This window comes from Streptomyces sp. DH37, from assembly GCF_029813835.1.
In the GTDB taxonomy this organism is placed as follows: Bacteria; Actinomycetota; Actinomycetes; order Streptomycetales; family Streptomycetaceae; genus Streptomyces.
In genome coordinates this window covers 1-14,226 of the sequence record NZ_JARVKV010000026.1, presented here as the reverse complement: position 1 = coordinate 14,226, position 14,226 = coordinate 1, and the positions used below count along the sequence as shown (strand labels likewise).

Below are 14,226 nucleotides of genomic sequence, written 5' to 3'. Positions count from 1 at the left end.
AGCGGCAGGAGGGGGCCGGGCGGTCGCCGTACCGCTCGCCGCCCCCGCCGGGTGGAGCGCGCGTCAGGAGGGAGCGCCGGTCCGCAAGTCGGCGCGGGCGCCGACCGCGGCGGCGCGGCGCGGAACGCCGGCGAAGCGGGCGCCGGCCCGCGCAAGGCGTACGGTCCGGCGGTGGGCGGGTTCGGGCACCGCCTCGGGGACGGCCGCCTCGTCCCGTGGCGGCCACCACGGACGGGGATACCGCATACGGTGCGGTCGGGGGCTCATCCCCTCGCGCACCCGGAAGGCCCCACATCTTTCCGGCGCGCCGGGCGCGCGGTCAGCGCACCGGGGCGGAGATCGGGTCCCCGTGGCCGGCGAACGCGTCGGCGCGGACGTTGGGCGTGGGGCTGCTGGTCACGCGGTAGCGGCCGTTGGGCACGTCGTCGGAGACGGTGACGCGGACGGTGAGGGGACCGGCCCACTCGTACCCCTCGTTCTCGCCGTGCCGCGCCAGACTGTCCGCCAGCACCTGGCCTATCTGGCCGCAGCGCCGCGTCAGTTTGCCGTGGACCGCGCCGGGGAGCTCGACCTCGTAGGCGTTGGGGACCACCACACGGCTGTGGCTGCACACCACGGCGTGGTCGTCGCACTCGCGCCGCAGGGCGTCGAGGAGTTCGACCGGCTCCTTGCGGAAGACCCGCGCCAGCAGCGAGCGCTCCCAGCGCTCGACCTTGCGTTCCCATCGGTTCAGCGTTCCCATGACACATCGCGTGCCCGGGACGAATCACCCTATGCGCCCGCACATGTCCGCTTTCCTTCCCCGCCTTCCCCGTCTTTCCCGGCGGCGGCGCGCGGACGGCGCACAGCCGGTCGTCAGGCCGGCTTCCGCGGCTCGGGAGCGGTCCGCTCGGCACCGGACGGACCGGGCATCGGCGTCAGCTCGCTGGCGCAGTGGGCGCAGCGGCGGGCCTTGGCCGGTACGGGACTGAGGCACTCGGGGCAGTCGCGCTTGTCCGCCTGGACGTCGTGGTGGGGGGCGAAGCGTTCATGGAGCTTGTTGACGGGGAGGACGACCAGGAAGTACAGCGCGGAGGCGACCAGCAGGAAGCTGATCGCGGCGTTGACGAAGCCTCCGTAGGGGAAGACCGTCTCCCCCACGGTGAAGGTCCTGCGGCTGAAGTCGCCCGCCGCACCGGTCGCCAGGCCCACCACGGGGGTCAGGAAGGCCTTCACGAAGCCGTTGACGACGGCGGTGAAGGCCGCACCGATCACGATGCCGACGGCCAGGTCCACGACGTTGCCGCGCAGGATGAAACTGCGGAACCCCTGAAGGCCCTTCACCTTCCGCTCCTCCTCTTCCTCTTCTCCCTCTGCCCTTCCGCCTCGCGGTCCCGTGCGGGGTGCCGCGTCCGTCCGGTCCGGGTACGGGCTCGTGGCCCCGTACCCGGACCGGACGCCGCCTCCCCGGGCTCAGAACCCCGCGTGTCTCACCGGCGCTTCCCGCTCCGGCGCGTCCCGGCCCAGACGACGAGCAGGGCCGCCACGACCGCGAGCAGACCGGGGCGGCTGCGGGCGGCCCGGGCCGCCTGCCCGGCCTTCTCGCTCACCGGCGCCGGTGTCCTGCTCCGGACCGTGCCCGCGACGGCGGCGGCGCCCTGCCCGATCCGGGTGCCGGCCGAGACCGCCTTCCTCCGCACCGGCTCGGGCGTCCTGTCCTGGGCCAACCGCGCCACCCGGGCCGCCTTCTCCCGCGTACGGGCGGTGATCGCGGTGGTCCTCTCCCTCATCCTGGCCTTCGCGTCCACCCTGCCCGCCAGTTCCTCCACGCTCTGGCCGAGCTGCTCGCGGGTGCCCTCGACCCGCTCGCGGAGCTCGTCGGGGCTGAGGGTCCGGCCGTTGTGCTGGGACTCGCTGCTCATCGCTCCGTCTTCCCCTCGCCCGGGGCCGCGTCGGCCCCGGCGTCGTCGGTTCGGTCCTCTTGTCCAGCGGCCCGACTACCCGGCGTCACGGTGCTCATGCCATCGAGTCCGGTGGCGGGCCGGACGGCGCGGATCAGGTGTCGTCACGGGCGTCCTCACGGGCGTTGCCGACCGGCAGGTCGGCCTCCCGGCGCTCCTCGTCGGTCCACTTGCGGGTGTCGCGGGGCTCGACGTACGGCTCGTCGTCCTCCGGGTGGCCGCCGACGATGGCGCGTTCGCGGGTCATCTCGGCGTCGAACTCGAGGCCCAGCAGGATCGCCAGGTTGGAGATCCACAGCCACACCAGGAAGACGATCACGCCGGCGAGGGTGCCGTAGGTCTTGTTGTAGGAACCGAAGTTGGCCACGTACAGCGCGAAGCCCGCGGAGGCCAGCATCCACAGGACCAGGGCCAGGAAGCTGCCCGGGGTCACCCAGCGGAAGCCCCGGCCGCGCGCGTTCGGCGCGGCCCAGTACAGGAGCGCGATCATGAGCGTGACCAGCAGGACGAGCACCGGCCACTTGGCGATCGACCACACCGTCAGCGCGGCGTCCCCGATGCCCAGGGCCGCGCCGGCGTGCCGGGCGATCCCGCCGGTGAACACCACGATCAGCGCACTCGCGCAGGCCATGACCATCAGCACCACCGTCAGGCCCAGCCGCAGCGGCATGACCTTCCACACCGGCCGTCCCTCGGGCATGTCGTAGACGGCGTTGGAGGTGCGGATGAAGGCCGCCACGTAGCCGGACGCCGACCACACGGCCGCCAGCAGACCGACGACCGCCAGCACCGAACCGGTGCCTCCGTTGCCCTCCAACTGCCGCACGGCGTTGGTGATGATCTCGCGCGCGGGGCCGGGGGCGAGGTTCTGGAGGTTGTCCATCACCTGCCGGGTCGCCGACTCCCCCGCGACGCCCAGCAGCGAGACCAGCACCAGCAGTCCCGGGAACAGCGAGAGGACCCCGTAGTAGGTCAGGGCCGCGGCCCGGTCGGCGAGTTCGTCGTCCCTGAACTCCCCTGCCGTGCGCTTCAGCACGGCCCACCAGGCTTTCCTCGGCATGTCCGTCGGCTCGTCCGGAGCCCTGCGGTCCACCTCCGGGCCCGGTCCCGCGCCGGTGCGGCGGTCTGTTTCTTCCCGGTGCTCCGGGTGTGCCGTTTTTGTTGTCCGTGCCATGACCAGCGGATAACCGCCTCCCCGCGGGGGAAACGGGGATCCCGGGGGGCGGATCGTCTCCGGAGCGAGGGCGGCGGATGCGGTACGGAACCGCCGAGCGGGCCGCGGAACGGAACAAGGCCGCCGCTTCGGGTGAAGCGGCGGCCTTGTTCCGGCACGGATCGCCTGGCGGGTGCGCCGGCCGTCTCGTACCGGGACGGGCGGCGGGGCCCGGTGGGGTCCCGGTGTCGCGGCACCGGGATCTCACGCGGCGCGCTCGGCGTCGTGCGGCGCGGTGGACTCCGACGGCGCGTGCGGCGGAAGGTCCGGCACGGCCCGCAGATGGCGCCCGCCCGACGTGCGGCCGGACGGCTCGGTCCCGGCTCCGGACTCCGGGCCGGCCTCGCCCAGCATGCGTTCCTCGTACCGCCCGAGGGCGAGCATGATGCACAGCAGCAGGGGAGGGATGACGAAGGCGGTGACAGCCACGGGGGCTCCTTTGAAAGGGAAGGGCTTGTCTCTGCTCCGCGTTGCCTCCCACAGCGGGCGGAAACCCTTCGAAGCCCTCCCCGGGGTATTCGGGCGATACGCCGTCCGCCGTCCGTCATCCGCCGTCACAGCCATCCGTTGCGGCGGAAGGCCCGGTACAGAAGCCCCGCGGCGACGCCCATCGCGCCCACGGCCAGCGGATAGCCGTAGGCCCAGCGCAGTTCGGGCATGTGCTCGAAGTTCATGCCGTACAGACCGGCGACCATGGTGGGGATGGCGAGGATCGCGGCCCACGCGGAGATGCGGCGCATGTCGTCGTTCTGCCAGGTGCCCACCCGGGCCAGGTGGGCGTCGAGCGCGGAGTTGAGCAGCTCGTCCAGGGAACGGACCTCGGTGTCGGTGTGGTGCAGGTGGTCGGCCACGTCGCGGAAGTACGGCAGTGCTTCCCGCGGCCACCGCTCCCGCGGTCCGGAGACGAACTCCTGCACCACCGGGACCAGGGGCTGGACGGCGTCGCGGAACTCCAGGACCTCCCGCTTGAGCGAGTAGATCTCCTCGGTGAGGTCGTCGCGGGAGGAGGAGAAGACGCACCGCTCCAGCTCGATGAGGTCGGTGCGCACCTTGTCCGCGGCGTCGGTGTAGGCGTCCACCACCACGTCCAGGACGGCGTGCAGGACCGAGACGGGGCCGAAGCGCAGTGTCGTGGGATCCGCGGCGAGCCGGCGGGCGGCCTCGGCTGCGGGATCGGCCGCTCCGTGCCGGACGGTCATCACGAAGCGGGGGCCGAGGAAGACCATCATCTGCCCCGTCTCCACCTCCGACTCCCCCTCGACGTACCACAGCGTCCTCAGCGCGACCGCCAGCACGTCGCCGTACCACTCCCGCTTGGGACGCTGGTGGGCGTGGGCCGCGTCCTCCACCGCCAGCGGGTGCACCCCCAGCTCGCCCGTCAGCTCGGCCACGTCGCGCTCGGAGGGGGAGTCCAGACGTATCCAGCCGAACTCCCCCTCCCCCAGTTCGCGCAGGTGCTTGAGCACCGTCCGCCCCGCCTCGTCGGGCTGCCCGCAGCCGACCCGGCGGGCTGTTCCGGCCTTTTCCCGGTAGATCACGCACTCCATGTCACACGGATGCTTCACCGGCCCGATTCCATGCCTGGCCGTCCCACCGCACCGGCGGGAACTCCGTCCGGTGCGACCCCCCGAGCAGCGCCGCGACGCGGGCGGCGGCGGTGCCCGGACCGGTGGGGCCGTGGGGGACGCGCGACGACACGCCCACGGGGCGGCGCAGCTCGGCCTCCGTGTAGCGGCGGCACCCCTGGTGCCAGATGAGGATTCCGGCCATCCAGTGCTGGAGTTCCCGTGCGTAGCCGGTGAGCGTGGCGCGGGCCTCCGCGTCGAGGGCGAAGTCCTCGAACATCCGGGGGAGCTCGGTGGAGACGACGCGTTCGAACTCGCGCATCCGGGAGTCGGCCAGGTCCCCGACGATCTCCAGGGCCTCCGGAGTGCCGCAGCCGAAGAAGTTCCGCACGACGAGCACGCAGTTGTGGATCTCGCCCTCGAACTTGATCTCCTTCCGGTACGAGAACAGGTCGTTGAGCAGGCCCGCGTAGTCCCCCGCCGCGTGCTCCATCGCCCGGACCGGGCGGGCCCGGTAGACCTCGGGCGGCACCGTCCTGCCGTGGGACAGCCGGGAGAGGCTCATCGTGAACTCCGCCCCGAAGGTCTTCCGGCGCATCTCCACGTAGTCGACCGGGTCGGGGACGCGGCGTGCCGCCTGGTTGGCGAGCTCCCACAGCCAACTGCCGGTCATCTCCTCGATGGTGCCGCGGAAGGCACGCCGCGCGTCCACGGCCATCGGGCCCGTCGTACGGGCCCACAGGTCGGCCAGCCCCCGCTCCAGCGCGTTCAGCGGTGGCGGTGCGGCACCGCGGTCCACCGGCATGAAGGCCGACAGACGCGCGGTGCACGCCCTGGCGCCCGCCAGGTCGCCGGTGCGTCCGAAGACGACCGGGTAGTAGTCGTCCCCGTACGTGCCCCAGGTGAGCCAGCCCGTGGTCAGGTCCAGTTGCGCGGGTGAGGCGTCGGGGTGGATGCCGGCCGAGCAGAGGGCGAGGTCGAAGGCCCTCAGCTTGTGCTCGTCCCAGATGCCGGAGCAGGGGACGCCGGGCACGGCGTCCAGCATCCCCATCCGGTGCGCCCACTCCACGATGTTCTCGCGGGAGGCGTCCAGATGGGGGCTGAGCCGGGTGGAGTACGGCATGCGCAGCTCCGGGAGCCGCACCGGCCCGACCCTCTCGTGCGGGGGGTGGGCGTGTCTTCCGAGCCGGGCCGGCAGGGTGGCCGCCAGCGAGGCGGCGATGCGTGCCGCGGAGGTGCCCAGGCCGGTGGGTCCGTCCGGGAGGCCCGCCCCGCCCGGCAGCGGGGCGCCGGACCCACCGGCCGGACCGTCGTTCATGTAGCGGCTGGAGCGCAGGTGCCACTCGTGGCCGCCCGACTGCCAGTCCTGGAGGCCCTTGACGTACGCGAGCACGTCCGCGCAGGACTTCGGGTCCAGGCCGTGTTCGGCGAACAGCGGCGGCAGTTCGGTGAGGGCGGTGTGCTCGAACTGGTGGAGCCGGGAGGTGATCAGGTCGTTGACGGCGTCGGCGGCCTGCTGGGTGCCGCAGCCGAGGAACGTCTCGAAGACCAGGACCCCGTTGGAGAGTTCGCCCTCGTCCTCGACCTCCCGCTGGTAGGAGAAGAGGTCGTTGCGCAGGTGCACGGCGTCGGAGAAGGCGTCCCTCAGCACCCGCATCGGACGGCTCGACGCGATCGCCCCGGGGACCTCGGCGCCCGCGGCGAACTCCACCAGACCCGCCGACCAGGGGGCGCCGCCGACCTTGCGCCGCATCTCGATGTACTCCAGGGGGTTGGCGATCCGGCCCTCGCTGATGTTGGCCAGCTCCCACATGCTCTCCTCGAGCAGGTGCCGGGTGGCCTCGGCGAACCGGCGGCACCAGCCGTCCGACATGGCCGGCACCGTACGGGCCCACAGGTCGGCCAGCCCCCGCTCCACCGCGTTCTCCGGTACCGCGGGGGCGTCCGCGTCCCGGGCCGCGCCGGCCGGGCCCACCGGCATGAAGGCGCGCAGCCGCTCCAGGTACTCACCGGCGCCCGCGGTGTCCCGGCCGCGCTTGAAGCTCTCCAGGAAGTGGTCGTCGAAGAAGAACACCCAGACGTACCAGTCGGTCACCGTGGCCAGCCGTCCGGCGGACGCGTCCGGGTGGGTGTAGGCGCACAGCAGGGCGTAGTCGTGGGAGTCGTAGTCGTCCTCGTCCCAGATCCCCGAACCCTCGATCATCCCCATCCGCCGGGCCCACTCCTTGGAGTGGGCCCGGGCCGACTCCAGACGGGGGTTCAGCCGCGCCGGGTACGGCTCGTAGAAGTCCGGCAGTTCGAAGGGTCGCGACATGCGCGCCTCACCTCTCCTCGTGTCGTCCCGGGATCCGCCGTCACTCCCCTTCGCGGGCGATCTCGACGTTCTCCAGGACGCCGAGCGCGTCGGGCACCAGGACCGCGGCCGAGTAGTAGGTCGTGACGAGGTAGGAGATGATCGCCTTCTCGTCGATGCCCATGAACCTCACCGACAGGCCGGGCTCGTACTCGTCGGGGATCCCCGCCTGGTGCAGGCCGATGACGCCCTGGTCGTCCTCCCCCGTGCGCATGACGATGACGGAGCTGGTGCGCTCCCTGGTGACGGGGATCTTGTTGCACGGCAGGATGGGCACGCCGCGCCAGGCCGGGACGTGGGTGCCCATCAGGTCCACGTGGTCGGGGTAGAGGCCGCGGGCGTTCATCTCGCGGCCGATGGCGGCGATGGTGCGCGGGTGGGCCAGGAGGAACTTCGAGCCGCGGCGGCGGCTGAGCAGCTCGTCCAGGTCGTCCGGGGTCGGCGGTCCGGAGTGGGTCTGGATCCGCTGGCTGTACTCGGCGTTGTGCAGGAGGCCGAACTCGCGGTTGTTGATCAGCTCGTGCTCCTGCCGCTCCCGCAGCGCCTCGACGGTGAGCCGCAACTGCTGCTCGGTCTGGTTCATCGGCTTGTTGTAGAGGTCCGCCACACGGGTGTGGACCCGCAGCACGGTCTGGGCGACGCTGAGTTCGTACTCGCGCGGACGGAGTTCGTAGTCCACGAACGTGCCGGGCAGTTCGGGCTCACCGGTGTGGCCGGACGACACGGCGATCTCGGCCTCGCCCCGCTCGTTCTGCCGCTGCCGGGGAAGGGCGGCGAACTCCGCGACGTGGGACCGCAGGGCGGGCGAGCTCTCCATGACGGAGGTGAACTCCCGCCGCTGGAGGGCGAGGAGGGTGCCGGCGGTGACGGCCTTGGCGGTGTACTCCCAGGTCGCCTCGCCGTCGAGCAGGCTCTGCTCGCCGAACCGGTCGCCGTCGCCGAGCACGCCCAGGCGGGTGGGCTCGCCGTACGGGCCGCTGCCGGTCTTCTGCACCTTGCCGTGCGCGATCAGGTAGATGTGGTCGGCCGGACCGCCCTCCTCGGCGAGCACCTCGCCGGCCTCGAAGTCGCGCTGGACGAAGCGGTTGGCCAGGGCCGTCAGCACGCCCACGTCCTCGAAGCCGCGCAGCACCGCGAGTTCGCCCAGCTCGCGCGGGATCACCTGGACCCGCGAACCGGTCTTCACGAACTCGACGCGGCCGTCGCCGACGGTGTAGGTCAGACGGCGGTTGACACGGTAGACACCGCCCTCGGTCTGGACCCAGGGGAGCACCTTGAGGAGCCAGCGGGAGCTGATCCCCTGCATCTGGGGGACGGACTTGGTGGTGGTGGCGAGGTTCCGCGCGGCGGCGGTGCCGAGGCTGAGGCGCTGGTCCTGCCGCGCTTCGCTGGCTGCTTCTACCGACATCGGCCGTGTCTCCTTCGGGTGGTGTGCGCGACGGTGCGGCGCGGGACGAGGACCCGGCTCCCGGGCGTCGGGGCCTGCGGCGTCCTCCGCGATCGATCAGCACGCTAGGCGGAGTCCGGGGCGGAGACCACGGCCGCCCGGCGCTTCTCATCCCATCGGATGTTCTTGATCGTCCGGTGTTTAACGATCTCGGATCCGGGGTGGTCACTCGCCTCAAGTGCGCTGCGCGGTACGGGAGTTCGTGCCTCCGCGGTGGTTCGCCGGCGCCCGGGGCGGGGTGGGGGCGAGCCGCTCGGCGCGGGCCTCTTCGGAGGGGAGGCGGCACGGACGGCCGGCGCCGGCGCCTCCCGGTCCCGGCCCTGGTTCCGGCCCTGGTTCCGGTCCCGTCCGCCCGCCGGACGGGCGCGTCCGGCGGCCCTGCCGACCCCGACGGCCCCGGCAGCTCCAGCGGCCCCGGCGTACCGCACCCCCCGCGGGCCGTGGACGGCACCGCCGGGGAGCGAGTCCGCCCGCACCGGCACTCCGGGTGACGCCGCGGTTACGCGACGGCGGCCCGTTGTCAGTGCCCCCTCCTAGGATCGGTAGTGCGCCATCCGTCCCCACGAACCGTCCGGAGCCCTCCCGTGCAGCACCACCCCGACCAGCCGGACGGACTGTTCCCCCTGGACGACCTGCTGCCGCCGCGAGCGGACGGCCGCGGGGGAGCCCCGGCGCCCGCCGCCGCGTTCCGGGGCTCCCCCGCGGCCGTCCGCATGCTCGACGTGCGGGAGATCCACGCCGAGCCGGAGGCCGCCGCGTCGGCCCGCGGGCGGGAGATCATCGCGCGCTTCCCCCGCGCCCGTGTCGTCGAGGTGCCCTCGCACTGGCGGATCCCCGGGCTGCACGGCGACGAGGGCAACGCGGCCCGCTGGGTGCGGGTGAAGACCGAGACCCTGGTTCTGGGGGTGCGCAAGACCTTCACCGTCCGACCCAACGGCCGCTCGGCCGACTGGATCGCTCCGGGCCCCTCCAACGGCTGCGCCATGGCCTGCGCCTACTGCTACGTGCCCCGCCGCAAGGGTTACGCCAACCCGATCACGGTCTTCACCAACACCGACCGGATCATCGACCGTCTCGGCCGGCACCTCGCGGCCCAGGGCCCCAAGCCCGCCCCCAACCAGTGCGACCCCGACGCATGGGTGTACGACATCGGTGAGAACGGCGACTGCTCGGTGGACGCGCTGATCTGCGACAGCACCGCCGACCTGGTCGCCGCCTTCCGGCGGTGGCCGACGGCGAAGGCCTCCTTCGCGACCAAGTTCGTCAACCCCGACCTGCTCGCGTACGACCCGCGCGGCCGCACCAGGATCCGCTTCTCCCTGATGCCGACCGGCGACTCGCGGCTGCTGGACATCCGCACCAGCCCGGTCGCCGAGCGGATCGCCGCCGCGGGCGACTTCCTGGAAGCGGGGTACGAGGTGCACTTCAACCTCTCGCCGGTCGTCGTACGCCCGGGCTGGGAGGCGGCGTGGACCGGGCTGCTGCGGGAGCTCGACGACGTCCTGCCCCCGGCGGTGAAGGCGCAGGCCGCGGCCGAGGTGATCATGCTCACCCACAACCGGGACCTGCACGAGGTGAACCTGGGCTGGCACCCGCGCGCCGAGGAGGCGCTGTGGCGGCCGGAGCTCCAGGAGGCCAAGCACTCGGAGAACGGCGGCCGGAACGTCCGCTACCGGGCCGGCGCCAAGGGGGCGGCCGTGGAGCGCCTGCGCGAGCTGATCGCCGCGCACGCGCCCTGGCTGCGCGTGCGCTACGCCTTCTGACCGCTTCGGCGCACCGTTTCGGTACACCGCTTCGCCGCGGCGCCGGTTCCGGCGGCGCCCGTCAGGCCTCCCCCGCCGGAGCCGGGAGCCCCATCGGGTTGGGGAACCGCAGCGCCGCCGCGCTCGCGCGGGCCGACGGGGCGAGCAGCCGCCGCAGCCGTTCCACGGTGGCGGCGTCCAGCCCCTGCCAGGGGCGCGCGGCGGCGCGGTCGGTCGCCTCCTCGACGGCGCGGTGGACCCGCCGCCCCTCCGGGGTCGCCCTGCCGTCGGGACCCAGCAGACCGCGGTCGGCCAGCCGGCGCCGGGCGGCCCGCCACGCGTCGTCGCTCCAGCCCCGGTGGGGCTGGAGCTCGGCGCGGGGCAGGTCGATGCCCGACCGCAGGACGAGGATCTCGCAGCCGTCGAACCCGGCGGCGACCAGGGCCGCGACATGGCCGTCACCGCGGTGCTCGCGCAGCACGGTCGCCGCGTGCCACAGGCGGTCGACGGGGTGCGACGGGACGGCGAGCGCCCGGTTGGCGGCGGCCAGCACCCGTCCGGCGCAGTCCAGCTCCCGGACCACGGGCAGCAGGAGACCGGCGGCCTCCTCCACCTCGTGCTCGCGCCCGGACAGCAGGCGCCGCAGCGCCGCGCCGGCGCCGGCCCGCCGTGCCTCCAGGGCGCGTCCGGGCGCCGCCACCGTCCAGACGCCGGGCAGCGCCCGGGCGACCATGGCCGGGGCGAAGCCGAAGAACGCGGCCGTGACCGGCTCCGGCCCGGTCTCTCCCAGCGGCGCGGCGCGTCCGGCGAAGTAGCCGCGCCAGAAGCCGCGCAGCCCCGCGTCCTCGAAGGCGGCCCGGGCCTCGGGCGCGAAGTAGGTCACCGCGTGGACCGGCTCGAGCAGGGTCCACAGCTCACGGGCGGTCCGCGACGGGACGTCCATGCCCTCTCACCTCTTCCGGGGAAGTCCGCGCGGGGTGCCCGACCGGGCGATGTCCGGGGCGGGGAACGAGGCCGGCCGGGTGCCGCCGGCCCGGCGGCACGGCCCGGCGACGTGCTCCCGGAACGCGCGGCCGTCCACCGCCGGGCCCGCGTCCGTGGACCGGCCCGCCCGCAAGCGCTCCCGTTCGGCGAGCCGGGCCCGACCGGCGCGCGTCTCGCGGCCTCCGGCGCGGACGGCTCCCGCGACGGCCACCGCCGGGCCCGCCACGGCGAGCGACACGGCCGGCACCGGCACCTTTCCCATCGGTCCTCTCCCTCCCCCTGAGACGGTCACCGTGTGTTGCTTCCCACCGCGCGGCCGGTTCATCCGGCGCCGGTGGTGCCCCGTTCCGCCCTGTCCGGCAGAGATCCTGAGGCGATGTCACGGATGCCCGCCGTGGCCGCTCCTCCTGCGGGAGAACGCCGATACTCGCGTGATCGAACGTCTGGCCAGGCCGCGTTGATCGTGGTTACGCTCCTGCGGGGTCACGGGCTCCCCCCCGTGACCGCCGTGGGCCCGCCCTGCTCGGGTACCGCACCGAGCACGCGACAGGAACATCTGAACACCTGCGAGAAGAGGAACCGGCGGGCACCCGCGCCCGTGGTTCACCGCGCGTCGACCGGCGTCGTCACCCGACCGTCCGGCCGGCCCGACCATGCCCGCGGCCGGAGCGCACCGGTCCGCCGCGGAAGTTCGATCAGCGACTCGTGCCGGCCCGACCGTCGGCGCCCGGGAGGCTGTGTGAGGCAGGACAACGGCAGGAACGGCAAGAACGACAGGCACGACAGGCACGACAGGAACAGCAGGCACGACAGGCACGACAGGCACGACAGGAACAGCAGGCACGACAGGAGCGGCGAGGACACCGCGGACGACGGGATGGAGGCGGTGTTCTCGGAAGTGGACGAGATACGCCGGGGCCTGACGGACCGCTCCTCGTTCCGCGAGAGGGACACCCTGAAGATCCTGGCCGAACGGATCGAGACGTCCCCCGAACTGTCCCGCAGGCCCGCGGTGCGGGCCTTCCTGGAGGACATCGGCTCCTTCGCCCCCGGCGACCGGCTGGACGCCGTCAAGGGCCACATCAACAGCCGTCGCGACAACCACGTCTTCTCGCTCTTCGACGCGTCGTACTTCCCGAAGCTGTCGCTGGACTACCTCACCTACGAGGAGCTGCCCGCCGATCCGCACCTGGCCGAACGCTACGCCAGTCCGACGGCCCCGGTCGTCATCACCGGACGGTCGCAGGGGTTCACCTCGCGCGTGGTGGTGGCGCTCTTCCCGGAGAACCACATCGACGGCCTCCAGCGGCCGGACGACCTGATCTTCTACTTCATCGACAAGTTCGTCGAACGGCACAACCGCATCACGCGGAGGATGATCGGCGCGGTGATGGCCGAGGACAGCTTCCCGCGCATCCAGGACGCGCCGGACGAGCGGATACGGCAGGCCTCGTCCTGGTGGGTGCGGCTGCACGAGTACCACCACCGGCAGGGCGACATGCCGATCCCCGAGTTCCTCCCGGCCAAGAAGTACAAGCCGCTGGCGGGGCTGGAGGAGCTGCGCGTGGACGTCTCCGCCATGCTCGCCCTGCTGAACGACCGCGCGCTGCCGCGCGAGGAGGCGCACACCGCCTACGAGTACATCCTGGCGGAGAGACTGCTGCGCTACGCCGTGGAGGGCATCCCGCGTCCCAACTACGACGCGGTGGCCTCCCAACTGCTCTTCGGCTACCTGAACGGGCACGGCGGCATCCGCGTCAGGGACGGCGTCATCGAGCTCGGTCCGGCCGTCTCCACCGTCCTGGCCGAGTTCCTCGGCGAGATCCAGCGCATCGAGGCCCGGATCCACCGGGAGCCGGTCGAGGCCGTCCGCAGGCGGCTGCTGGAGTTCACCAACCGGTACACCGACTACGACCCGGTGGCCCGGGACTACCGGTACGTGCCGTTCTTCGCCGAGGTGAAGGAGCGGCTGGGCGTCTAGGCCCGCCCCCGCTTCCCCCGACCCCGTTCCCGTCCCGGTGCGGCCCCCGCCGCACGTTCCGGGCACCACCTTCCCGTACACCCGCCGGACACCCCTGGAGTGATCGTGACCGTTGCCCCGGAGTTCTCGCTCGCCGACCGGAACGCGCTCGACGAGCGGGTCGAGGAGGAGATCGACAAGGCGCGCCTGCGGCGTGCCGACAACAGCTTCTTCGGCACCGCGCGGAGCGTGGAGACCGTCAGCCCGCAGGCCGGGCTCGCCGTCGCCGAGTGGTGGCGGGCGATGACCAAGGGCTTCATGTTCACCACCCTGGCCGGGCTGGGGGTGATGGCCCGCTCGTTCGCGGGCGACCACTCCCCCTCCCGCGAGGTCCTGGGCGCCTTCCAGACGGTGTACCAGGTCATCGGCGACGACCTGGACAACGCGGCCCCGGAGTTCCGTTCGGTGGCGCCGCGCGGGCCCGCGGGCATCCACTACGTGTGGTGGGAGGACACCGTCATCGCCCCGCTGCTGCCGCACGTGTCCGAGGAGGACCGGCGGGCGGCCGCCGAACTCCCCGCCCCCGTACGGGCGCTGCTGGAGAACATGGACCGGCTGGCGGCCTCGCCGCTGGGCGCGGCGGTGCAGCTGCGGGTCGTGGAGACCATCGCCCTGGACATCGCGGTGGGCTTCCGGCGGATGTACGCCAAGGTGCTGGCCGGCGGCGAGCCGGTCTTCACCGAGAAGGACCAGTTCGCCTGGATCGACGCCCACATCAAGGCGGAGACGGTCCACGCGCAGCAGGTCAGCGACGACGAGACCGGTATGACGAGCCTGGTCGACGGCGAGGCGGAGGCGGCCGAGTTCGTGGCCCTGGTCACCGAGTACGCGGGCAACTGGTCCCGCGCGCTGGAGTGCTTCGGGGACCGCCTGGCGCGGGAGGCCTGAGCGGCGGGACGGGGGGCGACGAGGAACGACGAGGGACAGCGCGCCGTGCCGGTCCTCCCGGCCCCCGGGAGGAC

The 14,226-nt window shown here is 73.1% G+C and carries 12 protein-coding genes; 3 read left to right on the top strand and 9 right to left on the bottom strand.

Going from position 1 to position 14,226, the window contains the following annotated elements:
* Positions 1-319 precede the first annotated feature (319 nt).
* From QC029_RS15070 to QC029_RS15035, 8 genes are all read right to left on the bottom strand, one after another.
* Positions 320-742 (bottom strand): DUF3662 domain-containing protein, encoded by a 423-nt coding sequence (locus QC029_RS15070; RefSeq protein WP_279556159.1) that lies wholly within the window; start codon positions 740-742, stop codon positions 320-322.
* Positions 743-855: 113 nt separating this feature from the next.
* Positions 856-1,323, bottom strand: a complete 468-nt coding sequence (gene mscL / locus QC029_RS15065; RefSeq protein ID WP_279556158.1) for a large conductance mechanosensitive channel protein MscL — start codon at positions 1,321-1,323, stop codon at positions 856-858.
* A 146-nt stretch (positions 1,324-1,469) separates the two neighbouring features.
* Positions 1,470-1,901 carry a DUF3618 domain-containing protein gene (locus QC029_RS15060; protein ID WP_279556157.1) on the bottom strand — a complete coding sequence of 144 codons (432 nt, stop codon included), beginning with the start codon at positions 1,899-1,901 and terminating at the stop codon, positions 1,470-1,472.
* 133 nt (positions 1,902-2,034) lie between these two features.
* The gene (locus QC029_RS15055; protein ID WP_279556156.1) at positions 2,035-3,114 is read right to left on the bottom strand and encodes a YihY/virulence factor BrkB family protein; all 1,080 of its coding nucleotides are present in this window, start codon (positions 3,112-3,114) and stop codon (positions 2,035-2,037) included.
* Between the two features lie 243 nt (positions 3,115-3,357).
* Positions 3,358-3,582, bottom strand: coding sequence for a hypothetical protein (locus QC029_RS15050; RefSeq protein WP_279556155.1), 225 nt, complete (start codon positions 3,580-3,582; stop codon positions 3,358-3,360).
* 125 nt (positions 3,583-3,707) lie between these two features.
* Positions 3,708-4,700 carry a magnesium and cobalt transport protein CorA gene (locus QC029_RS15045; RefSeq protein ID WP_279556217.1) on the bottom strand — a complete coding sequence of 331 codons (993 nt, stop codon included), beginning with the start codon at positions 4,698-4,700 and terminating at the stop codon, positions 3,708-3,710.
* 1 nt (position 4,701) lies between these two features.
* Positions 4,702-7,032 carry a family 2 encapsulin nanocompartment cargo protein terpene cyclase gene (locus tag QC029_RS15040; RefSeq protein ID WP_279556154.1) on the bottom strand — a complete coding sequence of 777 codons (2,331 nt, stop codon included), beginning with the start codon at positions 7,030-7,032 and terminating at the stop codon, positions 4,702-4,704.
* Between the two features lie 40 nt (positions 7,033-7,072).
* Entirely contained in the window at positions 7,073-8,479 is a 1,407-nt protein-coding gene (locus QC029_RS15035; RefSeq protein WP_279556153.1) for a family 2B encapsulin nanocompartment shell protein, read from the bottom strand.
* Positions 8,480-9,153: 674 nt separating this feature from the next.
* Here QC029_RS15035 and QC029_RS15030 point away from each other — a divergent pair.
* Positions 9,154-10,281 (top strand): spore photoproduct lyase family protein, encoded by a 1,128-nt coding sequence (locus QC029_RS15030; RefSeq protein ID WP_279556216.1) that lies wholly within the window; start codon positions 9,154-9,156, stop codon positions 10,279-10,281.
* A gap of 61 nt (positions 10,282-10,342) precedes the next feature.
* Here QC029_RS15030 and QC029_RS15025 read toward each other — a convergent pair whose 3' ends face one another.
* Positions 10,343-11,203, bottom strand: coding sequence for a hypothetical protein (locus QC029_RS15025; protein WP_279556152.1), 861 nt, complete (start codon positions 11,201-11,203; stop codon positions 10,343-10,345).
* 780 nt (positions 11,204-11,983) lie between these two features.
* On the opposite strand from QC029_RS15025, the gene QC029_RS15020 reads away from it, so the two are divergent.
* Both QC029_RS15020 and QC029_RS15015 read left to right on the top strand, forming a co-directional pair.
* Positions 11,984-13,225, top strand: a complete 1,242-nt coding sequence (locus QC029_RS15020) for a DUF6421 family protein (protein WP_279556151.1) — start codon at positions 11,984-11,986, stop codon at positions 13,223-13,225.
* A 105-nt stretch (positions 13,226-13,330) separates the two neighbouring features.
* On the top strand, positions 13,331-14,152 hold the full coding sequence (locus QC029_RS15015; protein ID WP_279556150.1) for a DUF6202 family protein: 822 nt from the start codon (positions 13,331-13,333) through the stop codon (positions 14,150-14,152).
* The last annotated feature ends 74 nt before the right edge of the window (positions 14,153-14,226 follow it).